Genomic DNA, 16,611 nt, shown 5'->3' with positions numbered 1-16,611 from the left:
TGCATCCATGCAATGCGGCTTGTGGCAAACCTATTACAGTGCCGGTATTTCACCGACAGGACGTGTGGTCTCTCTGTAGAGGGGCTATCGGCTGGCGGATGCCATTCTTGAGCGTCAGGCGCGACTTCTGTGCAGGCGACTGGTGTTGACCACGTCCACGGCGCGGGCACGCAGCTGGCCACAGCCGCCGTCGACATCCTGGCCGGCCGAGTTGCGCACCTTGGTCAGCACGCCCCGGCTGTGCAGGTAGCGGACGATCTCGACGATACGCTCGCCATCGGGGCGCTGGTACTCGTCGGCTTCCAGGCTGTTGTACGGGATCAGGTTGAGCACCGCGAACTTGCCCTTGAACAGACGCAGGATGTTGTCCAGCTCCGCCTGGCTGTCGTTGATGCCTCTGAGCAGCGTCCACTGGTACTGGATCGGATAATCGATGGTGCGGGCGTAGGCCTCGCCCAGCTCCATCAGCCGTTCGGGGTCGATGCGCGGGGCTCTCGGCAGCAGGCGCTGGCGCAGCTCGGCATCGGTGGTGTGCAGCGACAGCGCCAGGGCAGGGCGCACGCGTTGCTGCGGCAGGCGCTCGAACACACGCGGGTCACCGACGGTGGAGAACACCAGGTTGCGGTGGCCGATTCCTCCTTCGGTGCCAAGCAGATCGATGGCTTCGAGCACGTTGTCGAGGTTGTGCGCGGGCTCGCCCATGCCCATGAACACGACTTTCTTCACGGCGCGGCGGCGCCGGCCCAGCACCACCTGGGCGACCATTTCGGCACTGCTGAGCTGACGCAGCAGGCCGCTCTTGCCGGTCATGCAGAAGGTGCAACCCACGGCGCAGCCCACCTGGCTGGAGATGCACAGGCCGTCACGCGGCAGCAGCACGCTCTCGACCATCTGCCGGTCGGCCAGCTCCACCAGCAGGCGTGACGAACCGTCGGCCCCAGGGTGCTCGGTGCTGACCCTGGCCAGTTGCTCGAGGCTGGCGGCGATTGCCGGCAAGCCTTCGCGCACCGTCAGCGGCAGGAAGTTCTCGGTCTTCTGGTGCTTGGTCCCGGCATCCAGCGGCTTGCCCTGCAGCCAGGCACGGGTGATGCGCCCGATATGCTGGGGTTTGGCGCCAAGGTCGGCGAGACGGCGAGAAAGTTCGGTGAGCTGCATGGGGCGCGCATGCTACCACCGCCGCGCGCCCGTGCGTAGGGCGTTTCAGCGCGCCGCGAGGAACTGGCCGTAGCCCCGCGCGTGGCCCAGCTCGGTGGCGATGCGTTCGTCGTCCACGGCCAGGCGGCCATTGATCAGCACATGGCTGACGCAGCCGGGATTGCGGCAGACCATGCGCGGGATGCCGAAGCCCTGCATCTCGTCCCAGTTCTCCTGCTCCAGGTTCTGCCGCAGGCCCTCGGGGTCGAGCAGCACCAGGTCGGCGCGGTCACCCAGACGGATGTAGCCGGCGTCGATACCGAGCCAGTCGGCTTGTTCGCCGGTCAGGCGATGGACCGCCTGTTCCAGGCTCATCACCGGCTGGCCCTCGTCATGGCTGTCCTTGACCAGCTTGAGAAAACGCAGCGGCAGGTTGTAGAAGGCCATGTTGCGGATGTGGGCCCCGGCGTCGGAGAAGGTGATCAGGGTGTTGGGGCTGCGCACCATCTCGCGCAGCTTGTCGCGGCGGTGATTGCCGATCACGGTGAACCAGCGTAGCTGGCGGCCGTGCTGCACCACCATGTCGAGAAACAGGTCGACGACATGCAGGCCGCGTTCGCGGGCCACGTCGGCGAAGTTCCTGCCCACCAGCGAGGTGTCCGGGCAGCCGAGGATCACCGCGTCGCCGAAGTCGCGCTGCCACACCCGTGGCGACAGTTTGTCGGCGTAGTACTTGCGGAAGGTGCGGCGGTACTGCTCGTCCTGCAGCAGCTTGTTGCGCTCCAGCTGGTCCTTGACGTCCAGGGCCATCTCGCCCGCGCCGAATTCCTCGAACAGCACGATATCCATGCCGTCGGCGTAGATGGCGAAGGGCGTGGGCAGCAGTTGCCAGCGGAAGTCGCCGCCCAGGCGATTGGTCAGCCAGGCGGAAACACGGGCAAGCAGCGCCAGGCTGCGGTTGCCCTTGAGGTCGAGCAGGGAAATCAGCGTGGTCTTCAGCGGCTTGCGCAACAGGCCGATGGCCTCGCCGAGGTACTGGGTGATCTGCAACGGGTTGGCGGCGTTGGGCGCGCCCTGGTGCACCCGGCCGCGCTGGCGCAGCAGGCGGTTCAGGCGACGTATCTCGCGCCAGCGTGCATAGGTGCTGGGCAGGCTTTTCGACCATTCGCGGTCGCCGTCGATCTTGTCCCATTTCAGGCACATAGTGGACAGCCCGAGAAAGCCGCAATCCAGCGCCTCTTCGAGTACGGCTTCCATGCGCTGCTGTTCCGCTGCGCTGGGCACGACCTGGCGGTCGGTGGCGCGGTGCAGGCCCATCACCGCCACGCGCAGGTCGCTGTGGCCAAGGAAACTGATCAGGTTCGGCCCCAGGGGGTGCTGGTCGATGAACTCGCGCCACTGCCGTGGGCCGCTCCAGGTCTTGCGTGTCTGCAGGATCGGCAGCACCTTCTCGCGCGGTACGGTTTCTACGCGGGTGAAGATGTCGGATGCATCCTCGGCCTGGCTGCAGACCATGCTCAGCGAGCAGCTACCGACCAGTACCGTGGTCACCCCGTGACGCACTGACTCCGACAGACCGGGGGCGACGATCAGCTCGGCATCGTAATGGGTGTGGGTGTCGAGGAAGCCGGGGGTGATCCACTTGCCACGGGCATCGATGACGCGCTCGGCCAGGTGCTCGTCCAGCGGCTCGGCGCTGATCAGGGCGACCCGACCATCCTTGATGGCCAGGCTGCGAATGGAGGAGGGGGCTGCGCTACCGTCGAAGTAGCGGCCGCTTTGCACAATCAGGTCGTACTGAGCCACGGATCACCTCGGATTTTTTGTTGTTGTGGGGTGAGACTAAGCCGCTGGCGAGCGTGCGACTTGTCATGACACGACAAACACCGCATCTTCGTCGGGCAAGCCCTTCACGGAGTGGCCATGAGCATTCGCTACGAGGTACGCAGCGCCGCATTGACCGGATTGCCGGCCGAGGTGACGGCACTGGGCGGCAACCTGGATGACCTGCTGGCGGCGGTTGGGCTGAACCGCACGGCGCTGGCCGACGGCGACCGGCTGATCCGTATCGAGCAGGTGATCCGCCTGCTCTGCGAAGCGGCGCGGCAGCTCGCCTGTCCCGACCTCGGCCTGCGCGTGGCTGGCCACCAGGGGCTGCAGATGCTCGGGCCACTCGGTCGCCTGCTGGCGCGTGAGGCCGACCTGCACGGTGCCTTTTCTGCTGCGCAGCGCTATCTGGCCTTGCACAACAAGGCCGAGCACTGGCGCCTGTCGGCCATCGGTGACCAGGTTGAGGTGCGCCGTATCGAACATTTCTTCGCCGAGGAGGGCGGCCAGCAGTACCGGGAAATGGCCATCGCCGCCTGTGCCCGCATGGTGCGCGCCATGGGCGGGGCCAACCTGCATCCGTTGCGAATCGCGTTCAGCCACAGCCCCGTCGCGTCGCTCGCCTGCTACCGGCGGCACCTGGGCTGCGAGGTGCTGTTCGACCAGGAGCACGACTGCCTGATTTACACCGCCAGCGTGCTGCAGCGTCCGGTGCTGGCCATGGCCAGGCGCGATGAGCAGCATCTCGACGACTACCTGCGTACGCTGCTCGACGGCCTGCAGGACAGCCTCGAACTGCAGGTGCGCAGCCTGATCACGCAGACTCTCGGCATGCGTCAGCATTCGCTCGGCCACATCGCGCAGCTGTTATGCCTGCATCCACGCACTTTGCAGCGCCAGCTGCAGGCGGAGGGGTTGCACTTCAAGCAGCTGGTGCACCGGGTGAAGATGGATACCGCGAGCTGGCACGTACAGGCATCGAACATGCCCCTGACCCTGCTCGCCGACGTACTCGGCTATGCCGATCTGGCTGCCTTCTCCAAGGCCTTTCGCAACGAGTTCGGGCAGTCGCCGTCGGCCTGGCGACAGCTGCATGGCAACCTGCCGGACAGATAGCCTCGCTCAGTGCGGCGCCGCCGCGACCACCTCGAAGCGCAGCACGCCGATCATCTGCCCGGCTTCGGTGACGACCCGCACCTGCCAGCGACCTTCGGGCGCGCCGGGGAAGTTGAGCTTGTGCGTCCAGGCGCGATAACCCTCCTTGCGGCCGCCGTGGATATCCAGGGCGATGCGCTCGACTTCGCGGCCATCGTGCTGCCAGACGTGATAGATGCGTTCGTTCAGTCCGCGAGGCGCGTTGATCGAGGTGTAGGCATAGATGCCGTTGGCGCGCAGCTGCTCGGCGGTGATGCGTTGCAGGCTCTCGCCCGGGGTGCGCTGCGTGCCGTCGAAACGGTCGCTGATCGCCACTTCGGTCAGCCACAGGGTGGCGGGCGGCACCCACACCCGCGCCATCCAGCCCGCGCCGGCCATCACCAGCGGCAGCGCGGCCAGCAGGACGATGCGCCGCCAGCCGGCGAAACCGATCAGCCCCGGCAGGCTGGGCAGTGCCAGCACCGTGGCGACCAGCAGGGCGATGCGGTAGCTCTCCGGCGTGCTGAGGTGAAAGATGATCGGCAGCGCCGTGAGCATGACCGCGAACAGCGCCAGGCTGTGCAACATCAGCAGCAGCCAGCGCCGTGGCGCCAGCCAGCGGTAGTAGATGGGGTCGGTGATCGAGGCCAGCGCCGCGACGCCGAGCAGGCCGCTGAACAGCAGTTGCCCGCTGTTCCAGGTGGTGGTGATGAAGAAGAACGGCAGGACGAAGAACAGGCTCTCCTGGTGGATCATCTGCGTCGCGTAGCGCAGCAGCGGCAGGGGCAGCTCGAAGCCGAAACGCCGGGCGATGCGTTCACGCAGCAGGCTCTCCATCATCAGCCACAACCAACTGACCAGCAGCACGACACCGAGGACCTTGGCCAGATGGGCCTGGCGGTCGACCAGTACGAAGCTGGCCACGCCGGAGCAGAAGCCGAACAGGGCGACGAGGCCGGGATAACGCTGGATCCAGGCAATCAGCGTGGGCACGCGATCGAGCAGGGCTTTCATGGGAGCGACGCGCTACTGTGATGGGCGGGCATCCTAGGTAGTGCGGGCCCCGGGTGCAAGCGAATCGTCGGCGCTGCTGGCGATCAGGCGCGGCTTGCGGCACTATTGCGCCCCCGTTTCACCACCGAGTCCGATCACGATGAAATTCATCCATCAACGCGAGCAACTGGAAGAGGGCGATCTGGTGGTCATCCAGTGTTCGCAACCCTGCAACATCCGCCTGATGAACGACGCCAACTTCCGCGCCTTCAAGAACCGTGGCCGGCACAGCTATCACGGCGGCGCCTTTATCAAGTTTCCGGCGAAGATCAGCGTGCCTTCCAGCGGCTTCTGGAACATCACCATCGACACCGTCAGCCGCAAGGCCGTCAGCGTGACGCGCAAGCCACAGCTCGAATACAGCATCACCATCAAGCGCCAGCGCCGCGCCGGCATCTAGTTGCCGCCCCGAGGGGCGCTCGCAGTACCGGCAAGGTACCCGGCGGCTGCGCCGCTCGGGTACCGCTGAACCCGCGCCGTCGCCTCAGTCGTCGTAGCCGAGATTGGGCATCAGCCAGCGTTCGCTGACGCCGATGTCCTGCCCCTTGCGCTTGCTGTACTGCTCGATCTGGTCCTTGTCCACCTTGCCGACGGCGAAGTACTGCGCCTCGGGATGCGCGAAGTACCAGCCGGATACCGCCGCCGCCGGGAACATGGCGTAGTGCTCGGTGAGGAACACACCGCTACGGCCGGCCTTGTGGTAGTCGGCCTCGGGGTCGAGCAGCTTGAACAGCGTGGCTTTCTCGGTGTGATCCGGGCACGCCGGGTAGCCGGGCGCCGGGCGGATGCCGTTGTACTGCTCGCGAATCAGCGCTTCGTTGTCCAGTTGCTCGCCTGCGGCGTAGCCCCAGTACTCCTTGCGCACACGTTCGTGCAGCCACTCGGCGCAGGCTTCGGCCAGACGGTCGGCCAGCGCCTTGACCATGATCGAGTTGTAGTCGTCGCCCTTGGCCTCGTAGGCCTTTGCCACTTCCTCGGCGCCGATGCCGGCGGTGGTGATGAAGCCGCCGACATAATCGGTCTTGCCGCTTTCCTTCGGCGCGACGAAGTCGGCCAGGGACAGGTTCGGCTTGCCGTCCGGCTTGATGGTCTGCTGGCGCAGGTGATGCAGGGTGGCCAGTTTCTCGCCGCCGTCGCCGTAGACCTCGATGTCGTCGTGGGCGACCTGGTTGGCCGGCCAGAAACCGAACACAGCGCGAGCCTTGATCAGTTTCTCGTCGATCAGCTTCTTCAGCAGCGCCTGGGCGTCGTTGAACAGGCTGGTGGCCGCTTCGCCGACGACCTCGTCGGTGAGAATGCGCGGGTACTTGCCGGCCAGGTCCCAGGAGATGAAGAACGGCGTCCAGTCGATGTACTCGACCAGGGTCGCCAGATCGATGTCGTCCAGCACGCGGGCACCGGTGAAGCCTGGCTTCGGTGCTACGTAGCTGGCCCAGTCGAAGGCCGGCTTGTTGGCGATGGCGTCGGCATAGCCCAGGCGCTCGGTGCGCGAGGCGCGGGCCGAGGTGCGCTCACGCACCACCACGTATTCGTCGCGGGTCTTCTGCACGAAGTCGCTCTTCAGCTCCTTCGACAGCAACTGGGTCGCCACGCCCACGGCACGCGAGGCGTCGGTGACATAGACCACGGCGTCGTTGCTGTACTGCGGGTCGATCTTCACCGCAGTGTGCGCCTTGGAGGTGGTGGCGCCGCCGATCATCAGCGGCAGGTTGAAGCCCTGGCGCTGCATCTCCTTGGCCACGTGCACCATCTCGTCCAGCGACGGGGTGATCAGGCCGGAGAGGCCGATGATGTCGCACTTCTCATCCCTGGCGGTCTGCAGGATCTTCTCCGCCGGCACCATCACGCCGAGGTCGACGATGTCGTAGCCGTTGCAGCCGAGTACCACGCCGACGATGTTCTTGCCGATGTCGTGCACGTCGCCCTTGACCGTGGCCATGAGGATCTTGCCCTTGGCCTCCGGCTTGTCGCCTTTTTCCGCTTCGATGAAGGGGATCAGGTGCGCCACCGCCTGCTTCATCACGCGGGCGGACTTGACCACCTGCGGCAGGAACATCTTGCCCGAGCCGAACAGGTCGCCGACCACGTTCATGCCGCTCATCAGCGGACCTTCGATGACTTCGATGGGGCGCGCGCACTGCTGGCGGCATTCCTCGGTGTCCTCGACGATGAAGGCGGTGATGCCCTTGACCAGCGCGTGCTCCAGGCGCTTGCCGACCGGCAGCGAGCGCCATTCCTCGTTCTCCACTTCCTTGGCTGTGCCGTCGCCTTTGAACTTGTCGGCGATGGCCAGCAGCGCCTCGGTGGCGCCGTCGTTGCGGTTGAGCACCACGTCCTCGACCGCGTCACGCAGCTCTCTCGGAATCTCGTCGTAGATTTCCAGCTGGCCGGCGTTGACGATGCCCATGGTCAGGCCGTTCTGGATCGCGTAGTAGAGGAACACCGAGTGGATCGCTTCGCGCACCGGGTTGTTGCCGCGGAAGGAGAACGACACGTTGGACACACCGCCGGAGCTGAGCGCGTAGGGCAGCTCGTCACGTATATAGGCGCAGGCCTCGATGAAGTCCACCGCGTAGTTGTTGTGCTCCTCGATGCCGGTGGCGACGGCGAAGATGTTCGGGTCGAAGATGATGTCTTCCGGCGGGAAGCCCACTTCATTGACCAGGATGTCGTAGCTGCGCTGGCAGATTTCCCTCTTGCGCGCAGCGGTATCGGCCTGGCCGACCTCGTCGAAGGCCATGACCACCACGGCGGCACCGTAGCGCTTGCACAGGCGGGCGTGGTGCTTGAATGCCTCGACGCCTTCCTTCATGGAGATGGAGTTGACGATGCCCTTGCCCTGGATGCACTTGAGGCCCGCTTCGATCACCTCCCACTTGGAGGAGTCGATCATGATCGGTACGCGCGAGATGTCCGGCTCACCGGCGATCAGGTTGAGGAAACGGACCATGGCCGCCTGGGAATCGAGCATCCCTTCGTCCATGTTGATGTCGATCACCTGGGCGCCGGCTTCCACCTGCTGCAGGGCGACCTCCAGGGCTTCGGTGTAGTTCTCCTCGCGGATCAGCCGGGCGAACTTGGCCGAACCGGTGATGTTGGTACGCTCGCCGACGTTGACGAACAGCGAGCTGCGATCGATGGTGAAGGGCTCCAGGCCGGACAGGCGGCAGGCCTTGGGAATCTCCGGGATGACGCGCGGGGCATGCTTGGCCACCGCCTCGGCGATCGCCTTGATGTGCGGCGGGGTGGTGCCGCAGCAGCCGCCGATGATGTTGAGCAGGCCGCTGGCGGCGAACTCCTCGACCACCGCTGCCATCTGCTCCGGGGTCTCGTCGTACTCACCGAAGGCATTGGGCAGGCCGGCGTTGGGGTGAGCGGAAACCTGGGTGTCGGCCTTGGCGGCCAGTTCGGCCAGGTACGGCCGCAGCTCCTTGGCACCGAGGGCGCAGTTCAGGCCGACGGAGATCGGCTTGGCGTGGCGCACCGAGTTCCAGAAGGCTTCGGTGGTCTGCCCGGACAGGGTCCGGCCGGACGCGTCGGTGATGGTGCCGGAGATCATGATCGGCAGTTCGACGCCATCTTCCTCGAACACCTGCTGCACGGCGAAGATCGCCGCCTTGGCGTTCAGGGTGTCGAAGATGGTCTCGATCAGGATCAGGTCGGCGCCGCCCTCGATCAGGCCGCGCGTGGCTTCGGTGTAGTTGTCCACCAGCTCGTCGAAGGTGACGTTGCGGTAGCCGGGGTCATTGACGTCCGGGGAGATCGAGCAGGTGCGGCTGGTCGGGCCGAGCACGCCGGCCACGAAGCGCGGGCGATCCGGCGTTTCCAGGGTCTTGGCATCGCAGACCTCACGGGCCACGCGGGCGCCGGCCACGTTCAGTTCGTAGACCAGCGACTCCATGCCGTAGTCGGCCTGCGACACCTGGGTAGCGTTGAAGGTGTTGGTTTCCAGGATATCGGCGCCGGCATCCAGGTAGGCCTTCTCGATCTCGGCGATGACCTTCGGCTGGGTCAGCAGCAGCAGGTCGTTGTTGCCCTTGACGTCGCTCGGCCAGTCGGCGAAGCGCTCGCCACGGTAATCGGCTTCTTCCAGCTTGTAGCTCTGGATCATGGTGCCCATGCCACCATCGAGGATCAGGATGCGCTCCTTCAGTGCTTGCTGGAGGGCTTGTAGGCGGGCGCTGCGATCGGACATGGGTAACTACCTGAGCAAAGCGGAAACAAAGGTGCGCGATGATAGCAAAGCTGCAGGGTTCTGGAGCGCCGGCGCCATGTCCATGAATTTCATTCATGTTGCCGGTGGCGAGCTGTCGTTAGAATCGCGTCACCGCCATCAAGGATGCTGTCATGCTCAAGCCCGCTGTTCTGTTGTTCCTGTCACTTGCAGCCGGCGGCCTGGCCCGCGCTGAGCCGATCTCCTACAGCGATGACGTCGAGCCGATCCTCACCCACAAATGCGTGGCCTGCCATACCTGCTACGACGCCCCCTGCCAGCTCAACCTCGGCAGTGGCGAGGGCATCCTGCGCGGTGCCAGCAAGCAGCTGGTGTACGACGGCACGCGTACCAAGGCGCAGGCGACCACGCGGCTGTACCTGGATGCCCAGGGCGAGGAAGCCTGGCGCAAGCGTGACTTCCACTCGGTGCTCGATGCGCAGAATGGCCAGGCGGCGCTGATCAAGCGCATGCTCGAACTCGGTCGCAGCCAGCCGCTGGAGCCCAATGCCAAGCTGCCTGACAACCTGGATATCGCCATCACGCGCAGCAACACCTGCCCGACACCGGGCGAGTTCGCGGACTACGCACAGAAGAACCCTCACGGCGGCATGCCATTCGCGGTGACCGGGCTGGAAGACGCCGAGTACGCGACGCTGGAACAGTGGCTGGAGCAGGGCGCGCAGGTTTCCGAGCGGGCCGTGCAGCCCAGCGTCGAGGAGCTGCGCCAGGTCGAGACCTGGGAGGCGTTCCTGAACGCGCCGGGCGCCCGGCAGAACCTGGTCTCGCGCTGGCTGTACGAGCACCTGTTCCTGGCCCATCTGCACTTCGACGGCGGCGAGCCGGGGCATTTCTTCCAGATGGTGCGTTCGCGAACGCCCAGTGGCCAGGCCATCGACCCGATCGCCACGCGGCGCCCCAATGACGATCCCGGTACCGAGTTCTACTACCGCCTGTGGCCGATCCAGGGCGTGATCGTGCACAAGACCCACATCACCTATCCGCTGGGCGAGGAGAAGCTGGCGCGGGTCAAGGCGCTGTTCTTCGCCGACGACTGGACGCTCGACGCGGTGCCCGGCTATGGCGCGCAGCGGCGTGCCAATCCCTTCGAGACCTTCGCCGCGATTCCGGCACGGGCGCGCTATCAGTTCATGCTGGATAACGCCGAGTATTTCGTGCGCACCTTCATCCGTGGCCCGGTGTGCCGCGGGCAGATTGCCACCGACGTGATTCGCGACAACTTCTGGGCGCTGTTCCAGGACCCCGAGCATGATCTCTATGTCACCGATGCCGAGTACCGGCGCGAGGCCACGCCACTGCTGGCGATGCCGGGGCAGTTCGACGACATCGGCGATCTGCTCGGGCTGTGGCGCAACTACCGCGACAAGCGCAACGAGTACGAAGACCTGCGCCAGGACGCCTACGCCGATGCACCGCCAGCGGACTGGGCGCACATCTGGAGCGGCAATGACAATGCACTGCTGTCGATCTTCCGTCAGCATGACAGCGCTTCGGTGCGCAAAGGCCTGCTCGGCGAAATTCCACAGACCCTCTGGTGGATGGACTACCCGCTGCTGGAACGCACCTATTACCAGCTGGTGGTCAATTTCGACGTGTTCGGCAACGTCTCGCACCAGGCGCAGACGCGCCTGTACTTCGACCTGATTCGCAATGGCGCCGAGGTGAACTTCCTGCGCCTGCTGCCGGCGGAATCACGCGAGGGCTACCTGGACGACTGGTACCAGAACAGCGGCAAGCTGAAGATGCTGCTGGACTACACCTCGGTCGATCACCGCAGCCCGAGTGCGCTGAACCTGGCCGGGCGGGACCCCAAGCAGCAGTTCGCCGAACAGCTGCTGGCGCGTTACGCCACGCTCAATGCGCGGCCCGACCCGATCAATCGCTGCAAGGGCGCGCGCTGCTACCGCGAAGGCCTGTCGAAAGACTTGCAGCACGTCGAGCAGACCCTGGCGCGCCTGACCAGCCGCCCGGCGGGTGGCTTGAAGGTCATCGACCAGTTGCCCGAGGCGACGATGCTGCGCGTGGAGCTCGACGATGGCTCGCGCGAGATCTACAGCGTGCTGCGCAATCGCGCGCACAGTAACGTGGCCTTCATGCTGGGCGAGGAGCTGCGTTACCAGCCGCGCCTGGACACCCTGACCATCTACCCGGAGGTGCTGAGCAGCTACCCGAACTTCCTTTTCAGGCTGCCAGCCAGCGATATCGATGAGTTCGTCAGACAGATGGAGGGCGTGACCGACCAGGCATCGTTCGAGCGCATCGTCGAGCGCTGGGGCATACGCCGCAGTCACCCCGAGTTCTGGCGCTACTTCCATGACCTGAGCGAGCACATCCGTGCAACCCAGCCCCTGGAGGCGGGGGTGCTCGACATGAATCGCTACGAGAACCTCTGACGCCATGCCGACCTCTCGCCGCTCGCTGGGATGCGGGCGGGCGAGGGGGCAGTCTCTATCCTGAGTAAATTAGTAGGACTATATTCAGGGCGTCAGTTGGCGTACACTTCGCTCCATGACCGTGAGGAGTTGCCATGAGCACTATTACCATTACCGATGCCGCGCATGACTACCTGGCCGAGCTGCTGAGCAAGCAGGACACTCCGGGTATCGGCATTCGTATCTTCATCACCCAGCCGGGTACGCCTTACGCGGAAACCTGCATTGCCTACTGCAAGCCGGGTGAGCAGAAGCCGGAAGACAACGCCGTTGGCCTGGCCAGTTTCACGGCCTGGATCGATGGCGTCAGTGAGCCGTTCCTGGAGGACGCGGTGGTGGATTATGCCACCGACCGCATGGGCGGCCAGCTGACCATCAAGGCGCCGAACGCCAAGGTGCCGATGGTCAACGAGGACAGCCCGCTCAACGAGCGCATCAACTACTACCTGCAGACCGAGATCAACCCGGGGCTGGCCAGCCATGGCGGTCAGGTAAGCCTGGTCGACGTGGTCGACGAAGGCATTGCGGTGCTGCAGTTCGGTGGTGGTTGCCAGGGCTGTGGTCAGGCCGACTACACCCTCAAGGAAGGCATCGAGAAAACCTTGCTGGAACGCATTCCCGAACTCAAGGGCGTGCGCGACGTGACCGACCACAGCAATCGCGAGAACGCGTACTACTGAGTCCGCGTCAGGCGTAGCGAAGGGGCGACCAGAGTCGCCCCTTCGTCGTTTCAGGCCTTGTGAACGCGCTGGGTGGAAGCGGGGAAGCGCTCGAGCTTCTCGGCGGGGCGAATCGGCCGCTTGACCAGCTCGCCGCCGCAATTGGGGCAGCGCAGCGCCAGCGCCTGCTCGGCGCACGTGCGGCAGAAGGTGCATTCGAAGGAGCAGATCAGGGCGTCGACACTGGCGGCAGGGAGATCGCAGTCGCAGCGTTCGCAGTTGGGGCGCAGCTCAAGCATGGCGATGGGCTCGGCAGAGGATCGATTCGTCCAGTCTGCAAGCGGCGGTGGCTGCGCGCAAGATGCTCAATCCAGGCAGGGGCGCCAGGGCGCCCCGAGCGCGGACGACTTACTCCGGCATGCTCCACGGCGCCAGGTCGAAGCCCTGGCTGCGCAGCTCGTCACGAGAGCGCTGCAGGGCATCTTCCAGCTGCTGCGGGTCGCTGTAGGTCGCGCTGGAAAGCTGGCGGCCAAGCAGGCGAGTGCTGGTGCGGTCGATGACGCTGATGCTGACGACGCCGGTGCCATCCTGCGGAGCCCAGGCCACGCACTGGAACGGGCGGAAGGCACGATCGGCAATCAGCAGGGCTTCGTTGAAACGCAGCGGTGTGTTCATGGGGTCGGTTTCTCCGAGTTGATCCCAACAGTTAATTGCGGCCAGTCCATTATCGACTTGGCCTTTCGTTACTGTTGATGAACTCAGTGCACCCATAAGTCACAGGTTGCTGAAAAAAGTTTTTATTGCCTGTGCGGCGTGTCCTGGCGAGAACTTTGTGCGTCTCGCCATTACAACTTTCTACTGCGAAAGTTCCGTACCCGTTTCTTCTTCATCGACCTGAGACGCACTGTTCTCGGGGCCTGCAGCGGCCGGCGCAGCGTTGCGTTGATGGCGATAGGCGCTCACCGCTTCATATACCGACTTGCGCAAACGGTTGATGCCGCCAATAGGGCGGTGCGCTGCAAGTGCATGCCAGGGGTTGAAGGACAAATTGTCGCAGAAGAGATTCTGTTCGCGGCTGTCGAAGTCCTGAGGCGGCACGGTAATACGGGCCACACTTTCAAACGGCGACAGTTTTTCATCCCATTCGACGGAGGGGTCCTCGATGGGCATGTAGTACTGCGCCTCCTGTTTTTGCACCTGCAGTTCGAAACAGGCGGGCGCGCGGTCCAGCGACAGTTGCTGGTACAACGCGTTGCGCAGGAAGTTGGGCAGTGCGGTGTTCTGCTCCGGCAACTGATAGGGCGGGCAGTTCTGCGGCGCGGGCACTACGCGGTATTTGATGTTCAGGTCGCCAAGCTTGAACGGCGCGATGGAGTTGTAGGTGGTATCAACCGGGCTCTCCGGCGCCGGTGAAAGCGTCTTCAGGGCGATGACCAGATGGCGCACTTCCCAGGTGCGAGGATCCCAGCTGGGGAAGAAGGCCTGTACTTTCTGGCCGTCGGCCTGGGCCGCGAAGTTGCTGCGGTATTCGGCCACGTCGCGAACGAAGAAAGCGGGGTGGTTGAACATCACGAAGTCCTGCTCGCCGGCATGTTGCGGGCTCTTCATGAGTTTCTCGCCGGGCACGTCGAGCAGCTTGATCGCCATGCCGCGCGCATCGCGGGCGCGGTCGAACTGCGGGTAGGCATTGCCATTGGACAGGCGCATCCAGGCCTGCCAGACATGCCCGGGCTCGCTGAACACGCCCTGGCGCAGCGACGCGTCCAGGTCTGCCAGGACCTGCACGTCCGCCCTGACGCAACCGTGAGCCTTGGCATGGGCGTCGCGCAGCACGCGGGTATTGTCACGGTGCTGCTCGACGATGCGCACGGCATCCTCGATGATCAGGCGGGTCAGCGCCGCCTCGTCCGCAGGGATCTGCTCCTGCGTCGACACCGGGCCGGAGAACTTCCAGGCGTAGTAGAGTTCACCGGCGCCCCAGCCAACGAGGCCGATCAGCGCGACGGTGAGCAACAGTTTACCCAGCAGACGACCCAGCCAGAGCCAGAGACCTTTCAACATCGTTGCAATCCTTGTTCTAGAACGTATCGGTTGAAATCAGCCTTCGCAGCTCGGGCCTGGTGTCCAGGGGCGCACGGCGACATCGCTGAGCTGGTTTTCCAGCGCGCTGTTGCCGAGCACCTTGAGGTACTCGATCAGCGCGAGACGCTCGTCCGGCGACAGGGCGCGGCCGATCACACCTTCCTGGCGGCAGCCATCGCGGAACTCGTGGCCGCCATTGCCATTGCCGGTTACCCGGGTGTCGAGCAGGAAGCCGCCGCTGAAGGCCTCGCTGCGATACCCCACGCGTACCGGGTCGAATTCGAAGTTGCCGACCCAGAACTGGCTTTGCCGCTCGTAGACCGGCGAGAGCAACTCGAACAGGTTGGGCACCGAGCCATTGTGCAGGAACGGCGGGGTCGCCCAGATGCCGTCGAGTGGCCGGGCCTTGTAGCCGCGTTTTTCCTGCACGCCGATGGCTAGGCCATAGCCATCCATGTCGTAGCGCTGGCGCGGGCCGATACCGGCATCCTGGTAAGCGCGGTTCTCCACGTAGGCGGTGATGTAGGCCAGGCCCTTGGCGCTGGAGATGCTCTTGAAGTCGACGTCCTCCAGGCTGGCGCCGAACAGCTTGACGTCCAGGCGCGACAGCTCGGCCTTGGTCCAGCCCAGGCGGCTGATATCGAAGCGGTGATCGGCGATGTTGTCGGCGGTGGTCGGGTCGGTGCCGACGATGCTGGTCGGGACGATGCGCATCCGCCATTCGGGATCACGCGAGGGCGCCAGGCGCTGGTCGCGTGGCTTGGGATCGGGAGCATGGCAATAGGCACAGTTTTCCAGATACAGCGCCTTGCCACGGCTGGCCAGCGGCAGGTCCACCTTGCCGAACACGGCTTCCGGCCACTTCGGCGGCTGCAGCTGTTTCAGCGTTTCCTCCAGGGTGTGGAGGTCATGCACGCGCACGCTGGAGGCATAACGATCGGCCTCGGCAACGCCCTTGCCGTGCTCGTCGAGCAGGTCCAGGCTGGCGCCGACGCCAAGGGCCTCGCCGACATTGCGCGCCATGGGCTGCATGGCCGAGCCGTTCCATTGCACCCAGTCGAACTTCCAGATGTCCCAGAGTTGCGGGTAGCTCACCGGGGCATTGGCGACGCGATAGTTGGCTTCATCCAGCACGTCGCCGAACACGGTATTGGCGATGCGGCCGAACGCGTCGGTGCGTCCAAAGCCTTCTTCGGTCGGATACAGGCCGCGATGCCAGTCGTTCATCGCCGTGGCCAGCAGGCGGTCGAGCACTTGCTTGAAATCCTCCCGCAGCTGATCCCGGCCCTGCGGATACTGCTCGCCCAGCACTTGCTGGGCGAAGCGACGAAACTTCAGCGGGTTGTAGTAGGTGAAGGCCATGCTCATGCCCAGTGCCTGGCCGAAGCCGCCACCACGCAGCGTGGGTACGGTGGACGCCAGGGAGTGCAGGGCGGCGCCGCCATCGATGCGCACTGCCTGGCCCTTGTAACGCAGCTCGCCGGTATGGCAGGCGGCGCAACTGATATCGAGGAAGCGCTCGCCGCTCTCGTCGTCCTGATGACGGGTGAAACCGACGGGCAGGTTGCCGGGGTTGAGGTCGCTGGCCTGCTGGTTCGGATCGGTCAGGAAGCCGAAGCGGGCGAGGTAGTCGAGGCGAGCGAACTTCTCCTTGCCGAAGGGCATCTCCAGCGCCGTGAACCAGTCGTAGCGCAGGCCCTTAACCGTGGTGCCCTGGGGGGTGTAGTAGTAAGTCTGGCGCTGCTCGTCGTTCCACTGCTGCAGATAGTGCAGCTCCTTCGGCGGATCGAAGCTCGGCAAGTTGGGGTTGGCCACGTAGTACAGCGCGACTGCCAGCCCGATCAGTGCCAGCAACACAATGAGCTTCAGGGTATGACGGAGCAGACGCATCCAGGACTTCCTTGTGGCGTTCTTATTGATCGGCTTGTTATGCCAATACTGCAGGCCATTGGCAAGTTGCCATCGTGGCAATTATGAAAACTCTGCAATAACCAGCGGGAACAACCCATATAGAGAAATGATCCATGGAGCGTCAAAGTTCTTGCTAGCGTTACAG

General features: G+C 64.6%; 12 protein-coding genes. 4 read left to right on the top strand and 8 right to left on the bottom strand.

The features are described from left to right. Positions 1-114: 114 nt before the first annotated feature. Positions 115-1,155, bottom strand: coding sequence for an RNA methyltransferase (locus JLK41_RS13545; protein ID WP_037047532.1), 1,041 nt, complete (start codon positions 1,153-1,155; stop codon positions 115-117). A 45-nt stretch (positions 1,156-1,200) separates the two neighbouring features. After that, positions 1,201-2,940 (bottom strand): N-acyl-D-amino-acid deacylase family protein, encoded by a 1,740-nt coding sequence (locus tag JLK41_RS13540; protein ID WP_210389127.1) that lies wholly within the window; start codon positions 2,938-2,940, stop codon positions 1,201-1,203. Between the two features lie 117 nt (positions 2,941-3,057). Between JLK41_RS13540 and JLK41_RS13535 the strand changes: the two genes are divergently transcribed. Next, positions 3,058-4,077, top strand: coding sequence for an AraC family transcriptional regulator (locus JLK41_RS13535; RefSeq protein ID WP_210389126.1), 1,020 nt, complete (start codon positions 3,058-3,060; stop codon positions 4,075-4,077). 6 nt (positions 4,078-4,083) lie between these two features. Here the strand turns inward: JLK41_RS13535 and JLK41_RS13530 are convergent, their stop codons facing one another. Next, positions 4,084-5,109 (bottom strand): DUF5924 family protein, encoded by a 1,026-nt coding sequence (locus JLK41_RS13530; protein ID WP_037047529.1) that lies wholly within the window; start codon positions 5,107-5,109, stop codon positions 4,084-4,086. A 139-nt stretch (positions 5,110-5,248) separates the two neighbouring features. Here JLK41_RS13530 and JLK41_RS13525 point away from each other — a divergent pair, with 139 nt between their 5' ends. Then, positions 5,249-5,548, top strand: coding sequence for a DUF1883 domain-containing protein (locus JLK41_RS13525; protein WP_152488738.1), 300 nt, complete (start codon positions 5,249-5,251; stop codon positions 5,546-5,548). A gap of 84 nt (positions 5,549-5,632) precedes the next feature. Here JLK41_RS13525 and metH read toward each other — a convergent pair whose 3' ends face one another. Next, a complete protein-coding gene (gene metH, locus JLK41_RS13520) occupies positions 5,633-9,343 on the bottom strand; it encodes a methionine synthase (RefSeq protein ID WP_210389125.1) in 3,711 nt (1,236 codons plus the stop codon). A 152-nt stretch (positions 9,344-9,495) separates the two neighbouring features. Here metH and JLK41_RS13515 point away from each other — a divergent pair, with 152 nt between their 5' ends. Next, positions 9,496-11,775, top strand: a complete 2,280-nt coding sequence (locus tag JLK41_RS13515; RefSeq protein WP_210389124.1) for a fatty acid cis/trans isomerase — start codon at positions 9,496-9,498, stop codon at positions 11,773-11,775. 134 nt (positions 11,776-11,909) lie between these two features. Then, positions 11,910-12,494 (top strand): Fe-S biogenesis protein NfuA, encoded by a 585-nt coding sequence (gene nfuA / locus JLK41_RS13510; protein WP_037047521.1) that lies wholly within the window; start codon positions 11,910-11,912, stop codon positions 12,492-12,494. 50 nt (positions 12,495-12,544) lie between these two features. Here the strand turns inward: nfuA and JLK41_RS13505 are convergent, their stop codons facing one another. The 4 genes from JLK41_RS13505 to JLK41_RS13490 all read right to left on the bottom strand — a co-directional run bounded on the left by JLK41_RS13505 (position 12,545) and on the right by JLK41_RS13490 (position 16,445). Continuing rightward, positions 12,545-12,772 carry a DUF1272 domain-containing protein gene (locus tag JLK41_RS13505; RefSeq protein ID WP_210389123.1) on the bottom strand — a complete coding sequence of 76 codons (228 nt, stop codon included), beginning with the start codon at positions 12,770-12,772 and terminating at the stop codon, positions 12,545-12,547. Between the two features lie 109 nt (positions 12,773-12,881). Next, a complete protein-coding gene (locus JLK41_RS13500; RefSeq protein WP_037047516.1) occupies positions 12,882-13,148 on the bottom strand; it encodes a hypothetical protein in 267 nt (88 codons plus the stop codon). 180 nt (positions 13,149-13,328) lie between these two features. Then, on the bottom strand, positions 13,329-14,534 hold the full coding sequence (locus tag JLK41_RS13495) for a catalase family protein (RefSeq protein WP_210389122.1): 1,206 nt from the start codon (positions 14,532-14,534) through the stop codon (positions 13,329-13,331). A gap of 36 nt (positions 14,535-14,570) precedes the next feature. Next, on the bottom strand, positions 14,571-16,445 hold the full coding sequence (locus JLK41_RS13490) for a di-heme-cytochrome C peroxidase (RefSeq protein ID WP_150609684.1): 1,875 nt from the start codon (positions 16,443-16,445) through the stop codon (positions 14,571-14,573). Positions 16,446-16,611: the final 166 nt, after the last annotated feature.

The organism is Ectopseudomonas khazarica (assembly GCF_017915135.1).
GTDB classification, from domain to species: Bacteria; Pseudomonadota; Gammaproteobacteria; order Pseudomonadales; family Pseudomonadaceae; genus Aquipseudomonas; species Aquipseudomonas khazarica.
Note: the sequence above shows the minus strand (reverse complement) of the source record. Positions and strands in the feature narration are given on the sequence as shown.

Excerpts from the sequence above, each read along its gene's own strand:
- nfuA (WP_037047521.1), top strand. The coding sequence starts at position 11,910 with ATGAGCACTATTACCATTACCGATGCCGCGCATGACTACCTGGCCGAG.
- JLK41_RS13500 (WP_037047516.1), bottom strand. The coding sequence starts at position 13,148 with ATGAACACACCGCTGCGTTTCAACGAAGCCCTGCTGATTGCCGATCGT.
- JLK41_RS13525 (WP_152488738.1), top strand. The coding sequence starts at position 5,249 with ATGAAATTCATCCATCAACGCGAGCAACTGGAAGAGGGCGATCTGGTG.
- metH (WP_210389125.1), bottom strand. The coding sequence starts at position 9,343 with ATGTCCGATCGCAGCGCCCGCCTACAAGCCCTCCAGCAAGCACTGAAG.
- JLK41_RS13530 (WP_037047529.1), bottom strand. The coding sequence starts at position 5,109 with ATGAAAGCCCTGCTCGATCGCGTGCCCACGCTGATTGCCTGGATCCAG.
- JLK41_RS13545 (WP_037047532.1), bottom strand. The coding sequence starts at position 1,155 with ATGCAGCTCACCGAACTTTCTCGCCGTCTCGCCGACCTTGGCGCCAAA.
- JLK41_RS13495 (WP_210389122.1), bottom strand. The coding sequence starts at position 14,534 with ATGTTGAAAGGTCTCTGGCTCTGGCTGGGTCGTCTGCTGGGTAAACTG.
- JLK41_RS13535 (WP_210389126.1), top strand. The coding sequence starts at position 3,058 with ATGAGCATTCGCTACGAGGTACGCAGCGCCGCATTGACCGGATTGCCG.
- JLK41_RS13505 (WP_210389123.1), bottom strand. The coding sequence starts at position 12,772 with ATGCTTGAGCTGCGCCCCAACTGCGAACGCTGCGACTGCGATCTCCCT.
- JLK41_RS13490 (WP_150609684.1), bottom strand. The coding sequence starts at position 16,445 with ATGCGTCTGCTCCGTCATACCCTGAAGCTCATTGTGTTGCTGGCACTG.
- JLK41_RS13515 (WP_210389124.1), top strand. The coding sequence starts at position 9,496 with ATGCTCAAGCCCGCTGTTCTGTTGTTCCTGTCACTTGCAGCCGGCGGC.